The organism is Pedobacter sp. Hv1 (genome assembly GCF_001412215.1).
GTDB lineage: Bacteria > Bacteroidota > Bacteroidia > Sphingobacteriales > Sphingobacteriaceae > Pedobacter.
In genome coordinates this window covers 731631-750541 of sequence record NZ_LLWP01000004.1, presented here as the reverse complement: position 1 = coordinate 750541, position 18911 = coordinate 731631, and the positions used below count along the sequence as shown (strand labels likewise).

The following is an 18911-nucleotide window of genomic DNA, read 5'->3' as shown; positions in this document are numbered from 1 at the left end:
TTGGTGGGCTTTTTATTTGCACTCTATTTGCCTTTTTCTGGCTAAGATTACTAATACGCTATCTTTTACTTCTTTAACTTTTTGGCTTTTTTAATATGGGTATCCAAAAATTGATCAATTCCTGTTGCAGCATAACCCAAGAGCCTCGAGTTTTCGCCAAGCTCTGAAGACACAATCGTTGTTTTTTCTCTAATTTGAGTCATGCAGTACATATTAATCGCTTGTTGCATAGGTAAGGTAATGTATTGTTTTGCCCCAGCAATTTTACCGCTTAAAATAATCAGCTCTGGATTAAACAATTGGATCAGCACAGCTATTCCTTTGCCCATGTAAGTGCCCACATTAGACAATAACTGAATAGCGTATTGATCTCCTTTATTTGCCGCTTTAATAATCACTGCAGGTTCAATTCTTTCCAATTCTTCGTTAGTGAGTTTGTTGAGCATCGAATTTTTGCCCGATAAAATATCTTCCTTAGCCATTTCAGATAATGCATTTCCAGAGGCAACTGTTTCTAAACAACCATGTTTGCCACAGTAGCATAAGGCACCATTTTCAACAAATGGAATATGCCCCAATTCTCCCGAAAATCCACACGTCCCTTGTCTCAATTGACCATCCATGATAATCCCAAGTCCAACACCCCAGTCCATTAACAAGATCAGTACATTTTTTTTGCCTTTTGCCAGCCCATGTGTAAATTCGGCCATCGACGAACCGTTTACATCATTTTGGATCACTACTGGCAATTCGAGCATCTTCTCAAATGCACTAGTTAAAGAGATATTCTCGGTATCACTTAAGAAATAGCTGTAATTTTCGCCCTTTTCGGCATCAATTAAACCTGGCATACCCACACTACAACCAATTAGTTGTTTGTTGTCAATTCCTTCTGTTTGTAAAATGGCTTGGATTTGGGTATGGAGAAGCGCAAAAAAGTCAGTTCTACTTTTAGAAATGGGTAAAGCGATGGTTTTTACATCAAATATGAAGTTATAGTTGTTATCTAAAACGGCTATTTTGGTATGAAATAATTCAATGTCAATACAAAGGATCAGGATTTTTTTATCCTTTAGTCCATATAAATCAGGTTTTCTCCCACCCATCGATACCCCCAAGCCCTTTTTCTCTATCCATCCTTCCTCCATCAAGCTGATGATCAACTTCAAAACACTTGGTGTACTCATATCCATGAGTTCGCATAAGGTAGAAACAGAAGCGGCTCCCAGCTTAAAAAGATGTTTGATCAACCTGTGTTTGGAAACGATCTGCTTATCATTTGCATCCTTTATTATGTCATTTAATAGGTTAAGATTCATGGGTTTGATTATTCAAATTCATTAAATATAGAGAACTTATGTTAAAATTTTATGAAAGTTTTTTTAATGCATAAAAAAATGAATTATCTTTTGTCTTTGTCCTAATTTCTTATTAACATTATTCTACTAAGTGTATAATTTACATAACCAAAAGGATGAATAACCAACATCTGCAAATCAGCACTTATTAAACCTAAATACCAACCTACCACCACATTGTAGGTTTATTCCTATCTAAACAAAATGAAAACTAAACAAGAACCACAAAAAGAACAAAACTCCAGAAGAGATTTTATCAAAAAATCTGCAATCGCTCTCGCTACATTTAGCATTGTACCTCGGCATGTGCTGGGCGGGCAAGGTTTTTTAGCACCAAGCGACAAATTGACCAAAGCTGTAATCGGCGTAGGCGGAATGGGTAGAGGCCACTTTGGCTACGAAGGCACACAGGTAGTGGCCATTTGCGATGTAGATAGGAACCACCTGCAACAAGCCGCTGCCATGTTAGACAAAGGCGTAAAAACATTTAGCGATTATAGAGAACTGATTAAACTTCCAGAGGTAGACATTGTGCACATTGCCACCCCGCCACACTGGCACGGTATTATGGCTGTTGATGCTGCCAATGCAGGCAAAGACATTTGGTGCGAAAAACCAATGACCCATACCATTGGCGAAGGTAAACGAGTGGTAGAAGCTGTTAAGCAGCATGGTAGTATGTTTAGGTTAAATACTTGGTTCAGGTTTAAAGATACCTTTTACGGGATGGGCACAACCGTTAAACCAATTAAGAAATTGGTAGACAGTGGCATGTTGGGTTGGCCTTTAAAAGTGACCGTAAGCAAGCATACAGGTTACGATTGGAAATTCTATTGGGTTGGAAAAGACAACTTAGAGCCTCAACCCGTACCACCCGAATTAGATTATAACGCATGGCTTGGTCCAGCGCCTTATAAACCTTACAATGCACATCGGGTTCACGGAACCTTTAGGGGGTATTGGGATTATGACGGAGGCGGATTAAGCGATATGGGCCAACATTATATCGATCCTATCCAATATTTTTTGGGTAAAGATGATACCAGTCCAATCTCTGTAGAAATAGATGCACCTCAACAACATCCCGATGCCGTTGGAATTTGGCGAAGGATTACCTATACCTATGCCGATGGCTGTCAGATTATATTGGATGGCGAAGGAAAAGACACCAATGTGCCTTACATAGAAGGACCAAAAGGTAAACTATATCCAGGTTTCAAGTCTGATATTCCAGATCTTGAGCGTAAGTTGGCGCAATTCCCAGATCCCGATCCAGAGATTATCGAGTTCTCAGAATCTGTAAGAACCAGAAAAAAGTTTGCGCTTAACGAAGAGAATGGCCATCGTTCTTGCAACATTGTCAATATTGGGCTGGCGGCATTAAGATTGGGAAGATCATTAAAGTTTGATCCCGTAAAACAAGAGTTTATAAACGATGAAGCGGCAAACAAACTGATCAATCCAGTAATGCGTGCCCCATTTACCATTTAAGTTGTCCTATTAAAATTTCAAATCATCATGATAAAAAAAATACGTTTGATACTGTTGGCAGTGATCATGCTCTCCAATACATTTGTTGCAAACAGAGCTATTGCCCAAGATAAAAAAGACGAACGAACCACCACCACCCGTATTGCAGATTTACTAGCGCAATTGCCAGCCAGAAATGCAGCCCAACTAGAGCGCAATATGAAGGAAGTTGCCCAACTGGGTGAAGAAGGCTATGTAACGCTGATCAGTGGACTGAGTGCTCCCGGAAAAGGAAACAATGCCCTGATTGAATATGCTGTGAGTGGCTTTACCGCTTTTGCTACCAAAAATGATCAACAAGCCTCCAAAAATATGGCCATTAGTGCATACTGCAAGGCGCTAGCCAAAGTTTCCAATCAACAAAACAAGGCCTTTATCATCAGCCAGTTCGACCTGATAGGAAATGACAATGCGGTAGCTTGTTTAGAAAGTTATTTAACCAATGAGCAATTGGCCGACGAGTCTTCGAGGGCCTTGGCTAAAATTGGAACCCCTACGGCCGTAACCGCATTAATAAATGGCTTAGGTAAAGCCAATGGAAAAGCTAAAATGGCTATTGTTGAAGCATTAGGACACAGCAACTCAAAAGCGGCAGCCATTGCAATTTTACCCTTGGCAACCAGTGCAGACAAAGATTTAACAAAAGTAAGTTTATATGCATTGGCAAATATTGCAGATGCATCTGCAAACGATGTATTGATAAAAGCTGCTGAACAAGCAGGTTATCAATACGAGCAAACCAATGCTTTGGCTGCCTTATTAATTTATGCCGAAAAAAGAGTTGCAAGCGACAAAGCGGGTGTAGAAAAGATTGCCAAAACCATTCTCGAAAAGGCAACAGCCGATAACCAGACAGATCAACGCATTGCCGCATTAAAGCTGATTGCTCATACACAAACCGATCAACAGATTTTGTTGGCAGCCATGAGCGATAAACAATTTAAATACCGAGCTGCAGCCGTAAAATTTGCTGCCTTAGGTTTAACTGATGCCAATAGTGCGTTATGGGTGAAGAAATTAAAAACAGTTGATGCCCCAACTCAAGTGGCCATCTTAGATTTACTGGCTAATAGCAAAGCCAAATCGGCATTGCCAGAAGTATTGAAATTGGTAAAAACCGAAGATCCGCAAGTAAAACTAGCAGCCATTAACGCAGCAGTAAAAATAGGGCAAGAGGCCTCATTAGACGAACTGTTAAAATTAATGGACAAAGGAGATGTTGCACACATTACAGCCATTGCCAACGGCATCCTTCGCATGAAGGGAGAAGGTGTAACAGCTAAAGTTGCCACCTATATCCCTAAAGCAACACCTGAGGTGCAGGTAGCACTGATCAATATTTTGGCGGCTCGTGCCGCAAGCGCACAAAAAGACATTATTTATACCTCGCTCAATAGCAAAAACGCTGAAGTCAAAAAAGCGGCTTTTCTTTCATTGAAAGACATTGCTACGCCAGCACAAAAAACGCAGCTTTTCGATCTTTTAAAAACTACTACAGCGCCTAACGAGTTGAGCGATGTACAAAATGCTATCATTGCTTCAGTAAAAGGAAGCACAAATGCTGATGCACAAGCTGAAGAAATATTACAGCAAATGAGCGCAGCAACTGCCGATAAAAAATTGCTGTTTTATAAAATATTGGCTAGTATCGGAGGTCAAAAATCATTAAAAGCCGTGGCGAATGCCTATGCTACAGGAGATGATGCCACTAAAAAAGCAAGCATCGAAGCCTTATCTGCATGGACTGATGCGAGTTCGACTGAAGAGTTGATTAAAATTGCCCGTAGCACCAACAATGCCGAATTTTTAAATCAAGCCCTTAAAGGTTACCTGTATTTGGTTAAAAATGCCAATTATGCAGCCGAACAACGTTTGCTGTTGCTCCGCAATGCAATGGCCGTAGCCAAAGCCCCAATGCAACAACAAACCATCTTGAAAGATGCAGAACAGGCCAAATGTTTCAATGCCATTGTATTTGCTGGCCAGTATTTGGATAATCCAACCTTACAACAAGCTGCTGCCAATGCGGTAATGAACATTACCATGGCAGGAACTTACAATGGCGATATTGTAAAAGGTCTGTTAAATAAAACGATCAATGTGATCACTGGTGGCGATGCAGGTTACGAGAAAGAAGGCATGCGCAAGTACATCTCAGACATGAAGGCAGGAGAAGGATTTGTACAAGTATTTAATGGCAAAGACCTAACGGGATGGAAAGGTTTAGTGGCCGATCCGATCAAAAGAGCCAAAATGGATCCGAAAACATTAGCAGATGCACAAACAAAAGCTGATGCCGAGGCACAAGATAGTTGGAAGGTAATTAATGGCGAACTGCAATTTCAGAGCCATGGCAACAACCTGGTTACCACAAAAAAATATGGTGATTTTGAAATGTTGGTAGACTGGAAAATTATTGACGACAAAAAAGGAGAAGGCGATGCTGGTATTTACCTTCGTGGTACACCACAAGTACAAATCTGGGATCTTGCCCGCACTAAAGTAGGTGCTCAGGTAGGTTCTGGTGGTTTGTACAACAACCAAGCTAATGAGAGCAAACCACTTAAAGTGGCCGATAATAAATTAGATGAATGGAATACTTTCAGAATTCTGATGAAAGGGGATCGTGTTACTGTTTATTTGAACGGTCAATTGGTGACCGATAATGTAATCCTTGAAAATTATTGGGACAGGAGTCTACCTATTTTTGCCGAAGAGCAGATCGAGTTACAAGCACATGGATCGCCAGTAGCTTATCGCGATATTTACATCAGAGAAATTCCACGTCCGAAACCTTTTGAGTTGAGTGCAGAAGAGAAAAAAGAAGGCTATAAAGTTTTATTTGACGGTACCAACATGCACAGCTGGACAGGAAATACCACCGATTATGTGATCGAAGATGGTAACATCGCCATCAGACCTCAACCTGGTAAGGGTTCTGGAGGTAACTTGTTTACCAAAGAAGAATTTAGTGATTTTATTTACCGTTTTGAATTTCAACTTACCCCTGGTGCTAACAATGGATTGGGTATAAGGGCACCTTTAGAAGGCGATGCTGCTTATGTAGGTATGGAACTACAGATCTTAGACAATGATGCGCCAATTTATAAAGACCTTCATGTGTACCAATACCATGGCTCTATTTATGGCACCATTGCAGCCAAAAGAGGCTTCTTAAAACCTGTTGGCGAGTGGAATTACCAAGAAGTAATTGCAAAAGGGCCTAAAATAAAAGTGATCTTAAATGGAACTGTAATTTTAGATGGCGATATTACACCGTTTAAAAAGGATGGAACGCCAGATAAGCAGCAGCATCCGGGGCTACTTAGAGACAGTGGGCACATCGGTTTTCTTGGCCATGGTTCGCCAGTTCAGTTCCGCAACATCAGAATCAAAGACCTGAGCACAAAAGAAACGGGTGCCAAAACAGCAAATGATAAAAAATAGGGTTAAACGGAATAAAACAACAAGTTAAATGACAACTGAAGGTAAAGAACCAACAACCAATAATTCGAGAAGAAAATTTATTCAAACAACGGCACTTGCAGCAGCAGGATTTATGATCGTTCCCCGACATGTATTGGGAGGGAAAGGATTTTTAGCGCCAAGCGATCGCCTGCAACTGGCCGGTATTGGTGCCGGTGGAAAAGGGGAGAGCGACATTGCCAGCATTGTGAAGGGTGGTAGAACAGATGTAGCCTTTTTATGCGATGTTGATGACAGGAGGGCAGCTAATTCTATTAAAAACTTCCCAAAAGCAAAATATTATAAAGATTACCGCGAATTGTTAGATAAAGAAGCCAAAAACATTGATGCTGTAACGGTGTCTACACCCGATCATACCCATGCACAAATTGCCATGGCGGCGATGCAATTAGGCAAACATGTATACGTGCAAAAGCCATTAACGCACGATATTTACGAAGCAAGAATGTTAACCGAAGCTGCAAAACGCTACAAAGTTGTCACGCAAATGGGCAACCAAGGTGCTTCTGGCGATGGTGTGCGAAGGCTACAAGAGTGGTATGATGCGGGTAAAATTGGAAAAGTACATACGGTTTACTGCTGGACAAATCGCCCAGTTTGGCCACAGGGAATTGCCTGGCCAACTGCCAAAGCCGAAGTGCCAAAGGAGCTCGATTGGGATCTCTGGTTGGGTAGTGCACCTTATAAAGATTACATCGATAAAATGGTTCCTTTCAACTGGCGTGGCTGGTGGGATTATGGTACTGGAGCCATCGGCGATATGGGGTGTCATTTGGTAGAACCTCCATTTAGGGTGTTAGGCCTCGATACCCCAATTAGTGTAGAATGTAGTGTGGGCAGCGTTTATGTAGATGAATTTAAACGGGCTTATTTGCCCGAAAGCTGTCCGCCATCAAGTCATGTAACGATGACTTTTGCTAAAACTGAAAAGACAAAACACGACATACAGGTACACTGGATGGATGGAGGTATTAAGCCCGAAAGACCAGAAGAGCTGGGGCCAAATGAAAAATTTGGTGACAATGGAGTGTTATTTATCGGTACAAAAGGCAAAATGCTCTGCGAAACCTATGGTAAAAACCCAAAACTCTTGCCTTTATCACTAAACGAATCAGATCGTACTAAAATCAGTATTCCACGTATAGTTAACCAAGAAGAAGGTCATTATACACAGTTTGCCGAAGCGGCAATTGCGGGTTATGGTAAAATGGAGCTCAGCTCGCCATTTGAGATTGCCGGACCATTAACGGAAACTTTGTTGATTGCCAATTTAGCCATTAGAGGAATTGATGTGCAGCGCAAAGATGCAGCTGGTAAAATCAGTTACCCAGGCAGAGACATCAAAATGCTTTGGGACAAAGTGAACATGAAAGTGACCAATTTTGACGAAGTGAACCAATTTGTGAAAAGAACCTATCGCCAGGGTTGGACTTTAGGCGTTTAATAAGCAATGTCAATAGAAAATAAAAACTTAAGGGTATTGGTAGTAGGCTGTGGCAATATGGGTTCATCTCATGCAATGGCCTACCATACCTTAGATGGATTTGAAATATGTGGCCTGGTTTCTACCGGAAAAAGTAAAGAATTGCTTAATCAAAAATTAGGTACACAATATACTTTGTATAGCGACTTTTACGAAGCTTTAGCAACAACCAAACCTGATGCTGTTTGTATTTCTACTTATCCTGATACTCACGAAGCTTACGCTGTTAAAGCCTTTGAAAGTGGCTGTCATGTATTTATAGAAAAGCCATTGGCAGATAGTGTAGAGGGAGCTATTAGGGTAGCCGAAGCCGCAAAAAAGGCCAATAAGAAACTGTTAGTAGGCTATATTCTCCGGTATCACCCTTCGTGGGAGAAATTTACCGAGCTGGCCCAACAAATGGGTAAACCATTGGTCATGCGCATGAACCTGAACCAGCAAAGCCATGGCCGCAAATGGACCATCCACCGCAATTTGATGAAGAGCCTAAGCCCAATTGTAGATTGTGCGGTACATTACATCGATATCATGTGCCAAATGACCCGTTCAAAACCGATACAGGTAAGTGCCATTGGTGCCAGGTTAACAGACGAGATCCCAGAATGGAATTATAATTACGGGCAATTGCAGATCGGTTTTGAAGATGGCTCTATAGGTTGGTACGAAGCGGGTTGGGGGCCAATGGTAAGCGATAATGCCTTTTTTATCAAAGATGTTTTCGGCCCTAAAGGTTCGGTGTCTATCATGGCCAAACAGGCCAGTACCCAAGGCAATTCAGACAATATTGATGCGCATACAAAAACCGAATCTATTAAAGTTCACCATGCCGCGTTAGATGCCGATGATGAATTTAGCAAAGCTGACGAATGGATCGACCTAACAGACGAACCCAACCATCAAGAGCTATGCAGCCGTGAGCAACGGTATTTCTTGAAAGCGATTAGAGAAGATATCAACCTTGATGAAGCAACCGAAGATGCCGTAAATAGTCTTAAAATTGCATTTGCCTGCGATGAATCGGTGAAGAAAGGAGAAGTTGTGAAGTTACATTGATCAGATTTGAGTTTTCTAAAAAAAAAATGGCCTATTTATTTCAGTATTGATTGGATGTTTTTAGGGTAAGTAGAGCAGAATTTTTCAATGAAAACAATAATGTGAGGATAAAGCTTATTGAATATCAATAGGATATAATTTAATCTCACGAAATTTAAGTTTAATTTGCTTTTATACATTGAGGATTCTATCTTTGCCGCAAGTAAAAGGCTTAGTTCTTTAACTAAAAGGATCAAAAGTTGTATGTTTTACCAGATTAAAATCGTATCTTTGCAGTCCTTCAAAAGGTGATACCAATTTTCGGGGTGTAGCGTAGCCCGGTATCGCGCCTGCTTTGGGAGCAGGAGGTCGTAGGTTCGAATCCTGCCACCCCGACAAAAGTTAATCCACTTTTAAAACAGGGTTAAAAAAAGATCGATACCAAGTTCGGGATGTAGCGTAGCCCGGTATCGCGCCTGCTTTGGGAGCAGGAGGTCGTAGGTTCGAATCCTGCCATCCCGACTTCAGAGGGCAAAGTGAATTTATTTTCATTTTGCCTTTTTTTATTTCTCAATAATATAGAGAAATTTAAATCTACCGATGATCTTCTAATTTACCGTTATGCTAGCGATGGTGGTCGATTTGTGGAAATCCATATCTGAGGACTTTACTGTTGTTCATGATGCATCTTCAAATTTTCTAAGAGGAAGGAACCCTTCGCTCCACCAGTAATGGGGACATCTTGATTTAGCTCAATGAGAATAACAAACTTGCAGCCCCAGATAATGTTATTAAGTGATAGTCGGTTTTTTGGCAATTATTTGGTAATTTCAAGTTATGTATTAACCCCTCTAGTTCTAAGCACATGATTGGTATTTTCCATTCCTTCCCTTCTATTAGCGACCTTAAAAGAAATTTTCTTTTTTTTGAAGAACTGCAAACATCGGAAGCATTTCTAAAAGGCAATCTTGAACAACTCATTCGCTTTACTGGAAGCAGGGGAGAGGACAATGAATATCTTAACCGATTTTTGTGCGATATCGAATACCTGTTTGAGCTTGGAGTAATTAGTGCAAACGAAGACATCGAAACAAGAATACTCCCCGAGTATGGCGGATTCAACAATAATATAATCAATTTATACCTTGGGATGGGAAAAAGAAAGGTAGACAAAAATCTCATGGAATTCTATAAAAATGTCAAGAGCATAAAGGATGTTTTCGGGATAGAGATCATTGGACGTTCCAATTTTAACCAAATCCTAGCTCCTAGTTGGGATGGAAGCGAAAAATTTCCGCTTGAAGATTTTCTGTCTAATAGAACCTCTCTTCATTCGATTTTGGATTTCATCAATCATTTCTCAAGCCTATACTCCAGATATGCAACAGTTTTTTTGAATAAGAAATTTGATGATAAAGTCTATTCGCCGCTCGTTACAACCGATAGTGCTCCCAGGAAAATAAATCTAAGCTATTTGCATGACAGATGGGACGATGATTCCAGAAATCAACGCCTTATAAAAGTCATCATCGATAAGCTGCCCGTTCCTGACGACTCGACTAGTTGGGAACAATTGATAGACTTTAAGAACGACCGCCATTCTTTCGGGGCGTCGCTCGCACTGAGGAACTGGATTAACGAAATGGCTAGGAGCGATCTCAAGCTGTATGAGATCACAGACAAGCTCGAGGATCTGCTCTATAGGTACCAGGAGAATCTAGCCATTCACAAAATCAGATACAGGTCTGGACTATTTGAATCAATTGTCCTTCCTACTGCAGAATTTCTGGAGGACATGGCAAGCTTTAAGCCAAGCAAGGCAACCAAGGCTGTAATTGAACTGCACAAAAGGCAATATTATGCGCTAGAAGACGAACTCAAGCTTCCCGGCAGAGAGATTGCCTATATCCAGAAGGCGAATGATTTTTTCTGTAGGTCATAATTATTTTCAATAGAAGTACTCAATTATTATAGGAAAAGATGTGTTTCCTGATCTTTAAAAGCAATGACCATAATCCCCTCAACTCCATTTTAAGATGTTGAACTTATGCCACAGGATCATTAAAGATATGGCCTCCATGCTCTGAAAGCCTTTAGGCGAGCTAAACTCATTAGCGTTGACATCCTTTATTTGATTACGCTTTGAAGAATTGATAATGACTTCGCTTATCAATCTTTTAGAGCAATTGATAGGTACAAAGCCGATTGCAGCTCATGCAACCGGCTTTGTGTGAAGTGTAAAATAAAATTGATGTAAACGTTTATCTTTTTACCTGACTATTCGGCTTATAGGCGCTATACCATTTACCCAACGTAGTGAGGTTACCAAATTGGTCTACCAATGCCGATGGCCATAACCTAGCGCTTGTAGGAGAGCCAGAGAACCAAGAGTAACGCTCAACAAAAGGTAAGGCTTCTAATTTGGGCAGTAGGCGCTGCATAAAGGCTAAAACCATTTCTGGTGTATAAGGATTATCGCTCATTACCTTAGCCCCATCAGAAACAGTGGCGAATTCAGTAATCCAGATGGGTTTGCGGTATTTGTCATACAGATCTTGTAGTACTTTTACAAAGGCCACATCGTCTGTGCCTACGTACATGTGTACCGGAATAAAATCAACACGTTTACCTTGTGCAATGGCTTGATCCAAAAAATCGTAGCTCCATTGTCTAGTAGGCCAAGAAGTTACCGGGCTGCCCAATGGCAAACCTACAGTTTCCAATTGTGGCCATAAGGCCAATGCTTCGGCAACAGTCATGTTAGCTTGGTCGGCAAGGTCGGGCTCATTAAATGTCAACACATATTTGGCTTTTCCTTGTTCTTTGAGCTGTTTGGCCTGTAAAATATTGGGATCGGTTACCGTAGTTTTTCCCCAGAACATTGGAGCAAACTCACAGTTTTGAGGCGCCAGCTCTACCGGAACATTTAAGCCCCAGGTATAAAACCAATGGCTCTGTAGATTAATGGTATTGCCCCACCAGGTGCCATTTGTGGTATTGGTGCTAAAAGCCGCACCTTTTTTGCCGGTGGCTACAAAAGTACTTACTTTGGCTTTTGTAGGGACATATTCATTGCTTTTGGCACAGCTTAAAGTGAGCATGATACCACTTAAAAATAATAATCTTGAAAATTTCATATCTATGGAATCTAGCTGGGTTTAACGTTTGTATCCTTTAACAATAAGCGAATAAACATCCCGCCAGTTGGCCGAAGCTCTTGAGGCAGGAATCGTTTCATAATGGGTAACCGTCATTTCATTTTCTGAAATCGCCGTAATTTCATATTCAATTACATTGCTACAACCCCTATAAAAGAAAAAGAAGGCTCCATCATTTAATTTGAGGTAATGTTTTCCATTTCTGATCTCCATAGACCAGCTCTGCACCGGACTTTTGGGCGTATAATTGATCGTAAGGTCTCCACCATCAGCTTTTGGATTGGTGGCTACGCCCCAAACGGCATTCAGTTCTTTTAATCGGAATTGGGTAACGCCATCAATGGTGCCACCATGTACGTAAGAGGTATTGTTGTTGATGTAGGTACATTCTCTACCATTGAGCTTAAAGTTCATTTCATCATCGTACACGCCCTTGTTGGTTCTGGCCAACTTGTTCCATGGGGTGTTCGAACTGCTATTGATCAATCTCACATGCCCATCAACCAATGAATCCAATACCCAAGTTTTTCCGTTCGTGGCACTTGCACCACCAGTTAATAGGTTATACACCGGATCTAGACTTACATTATCTTGGTCTAAGGTAAGCTTGGTTGTTTTTTGTACTGCAGTAACGCCATTAAAAACGGTTAAAGCAATGGTGTAATCTCCTTTAAAAGGATATTTGGCAATTACGGTATCGCCAACAGCTTTTTCACTATTGCCCAAATCCCATTTGGCGGTGGCAGTTTGCCCCTTTTTACCGTTGATAAATCGATACACATTTTGAACATCTGTTTTTTGTACAATGATCTGAACATCGTCTACCGCAAATGGCTCACTTAAAGAGGGTGTGTCTTTGCTGCAAGAACCTAGCAATGTGGCCATCAGTGTGAAATATAATATATTTTTCATTTTCTTTAATTTTAGTTGAACACTTAATAACCTTTGTTTTGTACCAATGTGCGGTTAGAAACAATGATCTCTTGATCTGGTATAGGCAATAGTCCGTTGGCAGCAGCATTGAATTTACTGATGAATGGTTCGCCACGGTTAATGTCTATTTTGCTTTGTGCATAGGCATTGCCACGGCGCATTAAGTCCCAATAACGTACACCTTCCAATGCCAATTCCAAGTTACGTTCGTCGTAAATGGCATCTAGGCTTACTGCTGGACTAACGTAATCTGTTGGTCTAGGTCTTTTGGCCACCTTATCAAAATATTGTTGTGCCTTACCTGCGCTGCCTCCATGTAGCAATTGTAGTTCGGCAGCCATTAACAAGATATCCGAAAAGCGGATGGCGATAAAGTGGTTAGGGTAGTTCAGTGCCACATTTCCTTTTGAAGAGTTGTTTACTTTTAAAGCCGCCCATTTATTTGGAAATATCTTCGAATCTTGATAACCTGGGGTATAAGAAACAGATTGTGCCTGTGGAAGGATAAAAGTGATTGCCCTACGTGCATCATTAGCTTGAAATTTATTGTAAAACTCAGCATCAACAGGGGCAAAAGACCAGCCTGCTGCATATATGGAAGCAGCTGAAGGATCTCTCATAGACCATAACATGGTAGAAAGATTGCCATTGGCTTCTTCTCTATAGCTAAAGTTACCGCTGTAGGCCAAACTTGAATACTGGATCTCGAATACAGATTCTTTGTTGTTAAAATTGTATGGTGGAGTATTCACAAAAGCATCAGCAAAATTTGGTAATAAATCGTGTCCACTACTGTTGATCAAAGTTTCAGAAATCTCCAATATTTTAGTTGCTGGTACACCCGGAAGTTCTGGTTTGTTGTAATAACCAGTGTAATACAACCAAGCACGCATCATTAAACCTCTTGCCGCATCTGAAGTAGCCCTGCCCAATTCGGTTGTAGGCATGCTTTTGTAAGAAGGCAGTACTGCAATGGCATCCGTAAGATCTTGGGCAATTTGTTTGTAAACTTCTTCTGGACTACTTTGTTTTTGGTTGTACTCTGAAGAAGAAATGGTTTTTGTTAATAGCGGTACATTTCCAAAAAGTCTAACCAGGTCGAAGTAATAATAGGCCCTTAAAAACTTGGTTTCAGCGGTAAACCTATTTCTAAGTTCAGGCGAATCGAAGGTAGCAGCTGGCATCTTTTCTAACAAAAGGTTACAACGGTAAATCCCTGTATAGTATTTGTACCAAAATGCTTTTGGGGCAAGGTCATCTACACGGATTTGTCCTCTGTCTATTCGTAATGTGCCGGGAATATCTGTCGCATTTGCCCCTCCGGTAAAACAGTTATCGCCCAGTACTTCGCTGACCAGCTGAAATGGGATGTTCTGGTTTTGGGGAGCATCCCAAAGCAATACATTGTAAGCAGCGGTTAGGCCTTGTAAACAATCCTTTTGATCTTTATAAAAATTGGTTTCTACATCGCTGGTAATTGGATATAGGTCAATTTTTTTGGTGCAGGATACAGATATCAGTGTCAGTAGTCCTGCAATTAAACTCATTTTAGTATATATCGTTTTCATGTGTTTTTAAAATTAAAATCCAACAGTTGCACCAAAAATGAATGTTCTTGGTTGTGGGTAGTTTCCACGGTCAATACCTAATCCCAATGCGCTACCAGAAACTTCAGGGTCAAAACCGGTATACTTGGTCAATACGAAAAGGTTGGTGCCTGTAGCGTATAACCTTAGGGTTTTAACCTTAATCTTTTCTAAGTTTCTGATGGTATAGCCCAATGAAAGATTTTTCAAGCGCAGGTAACTGCCATCTTCCAAGAAGAAATCTGAAGGTTTGGAGAAGTTACCGTTCAGGTCGCCTGTAGAAACCCTAGGGAAAGTATTTGAAGTGCCTTCGCCATGCCACCTGTTCATTACCGAAGTAGGGTAGTTGGCAGTTGGTAAATCCCACCTGTGTAGGCTGTTGAATATTTTGTTGCCCGCTAAACCACTGAAAAAGATATTGAAATCGAAGTTTTTCCAGTTCATGCTTAAATTGAAGCCATAATTGTATTTAGGGTGTGGACTACCTACATTAGAACGGTCTAAATTGTCGATTTTGCCATCTCCATTCAGGTCTTCATACCTGAAATCTCCAGGTACAGCATTCGGTTGGATCAAGTTGCCATCTTTTCCTTTGTAATTATTCACTTCACTTTGGGTTTGGAAAATGCCCTTCGTTTTGTACAGCCAGAAGTAACCGATTGGTTGTCCTGCTTCCATACGGGTCACATCTGTCATCTGGTTACTTGCAGAGCTTCCGGTAATAAAGCCATTGGCATTACCTACATAAGTTACCTCGTTTTTGTTATAGGCACCGTTTACATTGAGGTTTACAGACAGTTCGCCAAACTTTTTGTGGTAACCTAAGGAGAGTTCGATACCCTTGTTGCTTACATTACCTGCATTGCCCACTGGTGCGCCGTTACCCACATAAAGTGGGATAGGAATGGTAACCAATAGGTCTTTTGTCTTTTTGTTGTAGAGTTCTAATGTGGCACTGAAATGCTCCATAAATTCCATATCGATACCGATATTGGATTGCTCGGAGGTTTCCCATTTTAGGTCTGGGTTGGCTACTGCATTAGGCGATGCCCCTACAAATTGTGTATTTGGGCCGAAATAGTAGTTTCTGGCATAGGTGTTAATGGTAGATACAAAGCGATAATCGCCAATGTTGTCGTTACCTGTTCTACCCCAACTGGCCCTTAATTTTAAGAAGTTGATCCAGTTGGTATTTTTTAGGAAATCTTCTTTTTTAACATTCCATCCGGCAGAAAATGAAGGGAAGTACCCAAATTTGTTTTTAGGCCCGAAACGGAAAGAACCATCTGCCCTAAAAATAGCACTGGCCATGTATTTGCCATCGTAATCATAATTGGCTCTGGCAAAATAAGAAAGAAATGCACTGTGGAAAGCACCGCCTGAAGCAGCAGCACTAAGGTTGTCTTTGGCTAAGTCAAGATAGGCAAAATCGGGGTTGTCGTATAACAATCCATTTTTTGAACCAGATAGGTTACTCCCTTTGCCTGTATTTAATGTATTACCGATCAATGCAGAAAAAGTATTTTTTTGAAGGGTTTTGGTATAGGTTAGCGTATTTTCAAAATTAAGGTATTTGTTTTCTGCTGATGATTTACTCGCACCCGAAGCCAGAGTGAAATTGGTAGCATTGAGGTAATAAATTGGGGTGTAACCATTGGCTACATCATATTGTAGGGTATAACCCAATGTACTGCGTAGTTTCAGGTCTTTTAAAATGTTCAATTCGCCAAAGGCATTCACATTAAAGCGTGAATAACCTGAGGTACCATTGCTGTAATAGGTTCTCGCAACTGGGTTCACTACTTCTTGCGATACATATCTAGAGATGGCAAAAGTTCCATCATCGTTCATTACCCGGGTAACTGGATCCATGTTAATGGCACTTAATATCGGGCCAGCATTGCCACTATTGGTGGTAATGGAAGCTCTTTTTACGTTGGTAAAGTTGAGGTTAACGCCAGTAGTTAAAAAGCCATCTAAATGTTTTTGTTCTGTATTGATACGGCCTGTATATCTTTCGAAGTTTGATTTTCCTTTGGCCAATGTGCCATCTTGGTTAAAATAAGAAAAGGAAGTATTGTAGGTCGATTTATCCGATCCACCCGAAAAAGAAACCTGATGACTTTGCACTGGCGCATTTTTATAAGATACTTCTCTTTGCCAGTCTGTTCCTTTACCCATTTTGATAATTTCATCTTCAGCAAAGGGCAGGGGTAGGTTAGAATTGAAATAGGCCTCATTCTGGATTCTTGCATATTGGGTAGCGTCTAACACATCAATGTATTTGCGTACATTCTGCATGCCATAATAATATTCGTAATCTATTCTGGGTTTACCGGCAATTCCTTTTTTGGTAGTGATGATGATGACACCATTGGCACCACGTGCCCCATAAATGGCCGCTGATGCGGCATCTTTAAGCACATCCATCGTTTCTACATCTCTTGGATTTAACGATTCGATATCTCCAACAGGGTAACCATCTACAATAAAAAGTGGATCGTTAGAACCATTGGTACCTATACCTCTAATCCTGATGCTTACACCAGCACCTGGTTGTCCACTATTCATCATTACTGTAACCCCTGCAACTTTGCCCTGTAGGGCCTGATCGGCTCGCATGAGCCCCGGAACTTCAAGGTCTTTCTTGCTAAGGGATGAAATGGCTCCCGTTACCAGGCTTTTCTTTTGTGTACCGTAACCTACTACCACTACACTGTTCAATAGCGATACGTTTGGACTAAGCAATACTTCCATTTCTCCACTTTTGGAGATTTGTTGCTCTTTTTCTGTATAACCTATACTTTTGAAAAGGAGTACGGTTGTATTGCTGTTAACAATGAGTTGAAATTTACCATCCTTATCTGTTGATACAGCAATGTTGGGACTTCCCTTTACCTGAACGGTTACCCCAGGGATAGGAAGGTTGTCTTCCATGCCCTTTACTTGCCCTTTTATGGTTTGATTTTGCTGCGCAGCAAGCTGTTCAGAAAAGCAACATAAACACAGGGCCAGCACAAGTAGGGCACTTAAGTTTTTAAGTTTTTTCTTCATCATACGGTTTATATAAATGGTTAATAAAATAGTTTGGCGACTGTTAGCACAGTCATTAGGTTTGTTTATTTTAATTTAAATCCTAAGGCTTTGATGTAGCCTTCATTTTGTTGGTTGTTTTCAAATTTGATGAGCTCCAGATAATCTTTTAGGGCTTTTTTGATCTTCGGTCGGTCAATTTTTAACTCTCGCATCTGTTTATAGCTGTTTCTAGGGCTTTCGGCATAGGCGATAATGAGGTTATAATTTTCTGGCATTTTAACCGAAGCGATATTCTTAGGGCTATCCATTTTTTTATAAGGCCAGAAGTGCCAACCGATCTGATGTTCGTCTAAAAGGCTACGGAACTTGAAGATCCATTCGTCTGTATTTTCGCCCGTTTCTCCGGCATAGATGGGGGCATTGTATTTATCCCTGAAGTCTAAAAAACGCTGGATGCTGCCTTTTACGGGTTGGTCTTTGTACAGGTGAAAGGTGTACACCACATTAGGATCTATCGGGGTATTGAACACACTAAAATTGGTATTCCATTGTGCACCACCCAGAAAAAGAATGTGGTTCTGATCTACCGATCTAATTTCTTTAGTCAGTTCTTTATAAAATGGTACCAACAGGTGGTTCAACGAATCTTTGTTGAAATAGTGGGCAATGGGTTCGTTTAAAAGGTCGTAGCCCAAAATAATAGGTTCATTGCTGTATTTACGGGCAATACTTTTCCAAATGTCTTTGGTCAATTTGCGGGCATCTTCACTCTCAAAAAGGAAAGGATAACCATAACTATCGTCAATATTGTCGCCTGTTTGCCCAGCTGGTGCACAGTGCATGTCTAAAATGACATAGATGTTCTCTTTTTTACACCAATTGATCACTTTGTCTAACAGTTGAAAGCCACGTGAAGCATCGTTTTGCCCCAAATAATCCTCATTGGTAAAAAGGCGGTAGTTAAAAGGCACCCTTATCGAATTAACCCCAATATTTTTAAGGTATTTGATATCCGCATGAGTAATGTAATTGTCCAAAAAGCGATCCCAAAAGAGTTTGGCTTCTGATGGGCCTATCAGTTGGGCAAAAGTCTCGTGAATGAGCTTTGGCGAATTGGTGTTCTGAAACTTGAACATGTAACCTTCTGGTACCAACCAATTGCCCAGATTGGTGCCTTTGATCAAGAAAGGTTTGCCATCTGTTCCAATAATATCCCGTCCCTTTACTTTCATGAATTTTGATTCTTGGGCCATGATTTGCCCTGTCGCACACCAGATACATGCGATGATTAAGCCTATTTTCTTCATTC

General features: G+C 40.8%; 11 protein-coding genes and 2 tRNA genes. 7 read left to right on the top strand and 6 right to left on the bottom strand.

Annotated elements, in window-relative coordinates:
* Positions 1–65: 65 nt before the first annotated feature.
* Positions 66–1319 (bottom strand): ROK family protein, encoded by a 1254-nt coding sequence (locus AQF98_RS11110; protein ID WP_055132001.1) that lies wholly within the window; start codon positions 1317–1319, stop codon positions 66–68.
* Between the two features lie 243 nt (positions 1320–1562).
* Between AQF98_RS11110 and AQF98_RS11105 the strand changes: the two genes are divergently transcribed.
* The 7 genes from AQF98_RS11105 to AQF98_RS11075 all read left to right on the top strand — a co-directional run bounded on the left by AQF98_RS11105 (position 1563) and on the right by AQF98_RS11075 (position 10831).
* Positions 1563–2849, top strand: a complete 1287-nt coding sequence (locus AQF98_RS11105; RefSeq protein WP_055132000.1) for a Gfo/Idh/MocA family oxidoreductase — start codon at positions 1563–1565, stop codon at positions 2847–2849.
* Between the two features lie 27 nt (positions 2850–2876).
* Positions 2877–6335 carry a DUF1080 domain-containing protein gene (locus AQF98_RS11100; protein WP_055131999.1) on the top strand — a complete coding sequence of 1153 codons (3459 nt, stop codon included), beginning with the start codon at positions 2877–2879 and terminating at the stop codon, positions 6333–6335.
* Positions 6336–6363: 28 nt separating this feature from the next.
* Positions 6364–7818 carry a Gfo/Idh/MocA family protein gene (locus AQF98_RS11095; protein WP_055131998.1) on the top strand — a complete coding sequence of 485 codons (1455 nt, stop codon included), beginning with the start codon at positions 6364–6366 and terminating at the stop codon, positions 7816–7818.
* A 6-nt stretch (positions 7819–7824) separates the two neighbouring features.
* Positions 7825–8910: a Gfo/Idh/MocA family protein gene (locus tag AQF98_RS11090; RefSeq protein ID WP_055131997.1), complete on the top strand. Its 1086-nt coding sequence runs from the start codon at positions 7825–7827 to the stop codon at positions 8908–8910.
* 301 nt (positions 8911–9211) lie between these two features.
* Positions 9212–9285 (top strand) — tRNA-Pro (locus AQF98_RS11085).
* Positions 9286–9337: 52 nt separating this feature from the next.
* A tRNA-Pro gene (locus AQF98_RS11080) sits at positions 9338–9411 on the top strand.
* Positions 9412–9754: 343 nt separating this feature from the next.
* On the top strand, positions 9755–10831 hold the full coding sequence (locus tag AQF98_RS11075) for a hypothetical protein (protein ID WP_055131996.1): 1077 nt from the start codon (positions 9755–9757) through the stop codon (positions 10829–10831).
* A 319-nt stretch (positions 10832–11150) separates the two neighbouring features.
* Here the strand turns inward: AQF98_RS11075 and AQF98_RS11070 are convergent, their stop codons facing one another.
* The 5 genes from AQF98_RS11070 to AQF98_RS11050 all read right to left on the bottom strand — a co-directional run bounded on the left by AQF98_RS11070 (position 11151) and on the right by AQF98_RS11050 (position 18909).
* A complete protein-coding gene (locus AQF98_RS11070; RefSeq protein WP_055131995.1) occupies positions 11151–12026 on the bottom strand; it encodes a glycosyl hydrolase in 876 nt (291 codons plus the stop codon).
* Positions 12027–12047: 21 nt separating this feature from the next.
* A complete protein-coding gene (locus AQF98_RS11065; RefSeq protein ID WP_152969696.1) occupies positions 12048–12959 on the bottom strand; it encodes a PKD domain-containing protein in 912 nt (303 codons plus the stop codon).
* 23 nt (positions 12960–12982) lie between these two features.
* Positions 12983–14548: a RagB/SusD family nutrient uptake outer membrane protein gene (locus AQF98_RS11060; protein ID WP_082434987.1), complete on the bottom strand. Its 1566-nt coding sequence runs from the start codon at positions 14546–14548 to the stop codon at positions 12983–12985.
* 12 nt (positions 14549–14560) lie between these two features.
* The gene (locus tag AQF98_RS11055) at positions 14561–17623 is read right to left on the bottom strand and encodes a TonB-dependent receptor (RefSeq protein ID WP_082434986.1); all 3063 of its coding nucleotides are present in this window, start codon (positions 17621–17623) and stop codon (positions 14561–14563) included.
* Positions 17624–17685: 62 nt separating this feature from the next.
* Positions 17686–18909, bottom strand: coding sequence for a glycoside hydrolase family 5 protein (locus AQF98_RS11050; protein ID WP_055131991.1), 1224 nt, complete (start codon positions 18907–18909; stop codon positions 17686–17688).
* Positions 18910–18911 lie beyond the last annotated feature (2 nt).